Here is a 1,400-nt window from a genome sequence, read left to right as displayed (position 1 = left end):
GATGGCCCGGATCGGCTGCACCACGCCCTTCTGCGCCACGACCCACCCCAGCGCCAGGCCGAACAGGATTCCGATGGCGGCCACCGTCACCAGCAATGTGGTGCGGCTGCGCGCCAGTTCGTCGGCCGCGGCCGAGATCGTCGCGGCCCGTCGTTCGGTGTAGTCGACGAAGGCGGTGATGCTCTCGCGCAGCGCCCGCGCCTGCTGCCGGCTGGCCGTGACGGCATCGACCAGTGCCTTCTGGGTGTCGCTGAGCGTGACGGTTCCGTCGGCGGTGTGCGCGGTCTCGAGCGTGCGGTCCAGCCCGGCGGTGTAGGCGGCCAGACGCGCTTCGATGGTGTCGAGCAGGTTCGTCTGGTTGCCGTCGGCGGTTTGGCGCAGATCGCGCAGAGCGTCGGCAACGCCGGCCCGCCGCTCGGCAATGGAGGATGCGGCTTCGGCATAGAGGGACGGATCGGCGGCGACGCTGAACTCATCGCGGTTCAGTTCGGCAATCAGCCGGTTCGCCCGTGAACTCAGCCGGATTTCTTGCGCGACCATGGCCACCGCGTCGGTGGCCGCGTTGAGCTGGCGGAATCCCACCACCGCCGTGACCGTGATGGTCCCGCACACCACCGCGAGAACGCCGATGACGAAAAATATCTTCGTCGCAATTCTGAAATTGCCGAAGCCCATTACTCTCTCCCTTCTGACATGCAATAGCTTGCATTGGAAACGGCTTTGCCGTCCTTTGCGTTCTTGAATGCAGTTACGTGCCGGCGATGGGTTTGGATCGACAAGACTTTGTTTCTATGCGAATGGAATAGCATCATATGCTGTTTGTCTGTTTTTCCGCGTTCTTAATTACTTGCGTGATTGGTGTGAGAGGAAAATGCCGCTCACCCTGTGACGCGAGGCCGCAGCGGCGGGAAACACCGCCCCTCAGCCCCGGCCGGGGGAGGGGCGGTTGAGCGTCGTGCCGGAGGCGGGCGCCATCCGCGGGCCTAAGCCGCCCGCACGCGGGCGATGAAGCCGTCCACCTCGGTGCGCAGCGTGCCGGCTTCCTGTGACAGGCGGTTGGCGGCGGACAGCACCTCGGCAGCGGCGGTGCCGGCCTCGCGGGCGGCGGTGCTGACGCCGATGATGTTGTCCGACACCTCCTGCGTGCCGCGGGCCGCCTGCTGGACGTTGCGCCCGATCTCCTGCGTCGCCGCCGCCTGCTCCTCCACCGCTGCCGCGATCGTGCCGGCGATCTCGTTGACGTCGCTGACGGTCTTGCCGATGTCGCGGATCGCCGTCACCGCACCGCCGGTCTGCGCCTGGATATCGGCGATCTGGGCGGCGATGTCCTCGGTGGCCCTGGCGGTCTGGTTGGCCAGCGCCTTGACCTCGCTGGCCACCACGGCGAAGCCCTTGCCCGC

The 1,400-nt window shown here is 66.9% G+C and carries 2 protein-coding genes; both read right to left on the bottom strand.

Features of this window, described 5'->3' with window-relative positions; all coding sequences use genetic code 11:
• Positions 1-675, bottom strand: a 675-nt coding sequence (locus G472_RS0124605) for an MCP four helix bundle domain-containing protein (protein ID WP_029010499.1), incomplete at its 3' end; no start/stop codon positions are given.
• 308 nt (positions 676-983) lie between these two features.
• Positions 984-1,400: methyl-accepting chemotaxis protein (locus G472_RS35455; protein ID WP_035693685.1), on the bottom strand; the 417-nt coding region annotated here is incomplete at its 5' end.

This window comes from Azospirillum halopraeferens DSM 3675 (assembly GCF_000429625.1).
Taxonomy (GTDB): Bacteria; Pseudomonadota; Alphaproteobacteria; order Azospirillales; family Azospirillaceae; genus Azospirillum; species Azospirillum halopraeferens.
Note: the sequence above shows the minus strand (reverse complement) of the source record. Positions and strands in the feature narration are given on the sequence as shown.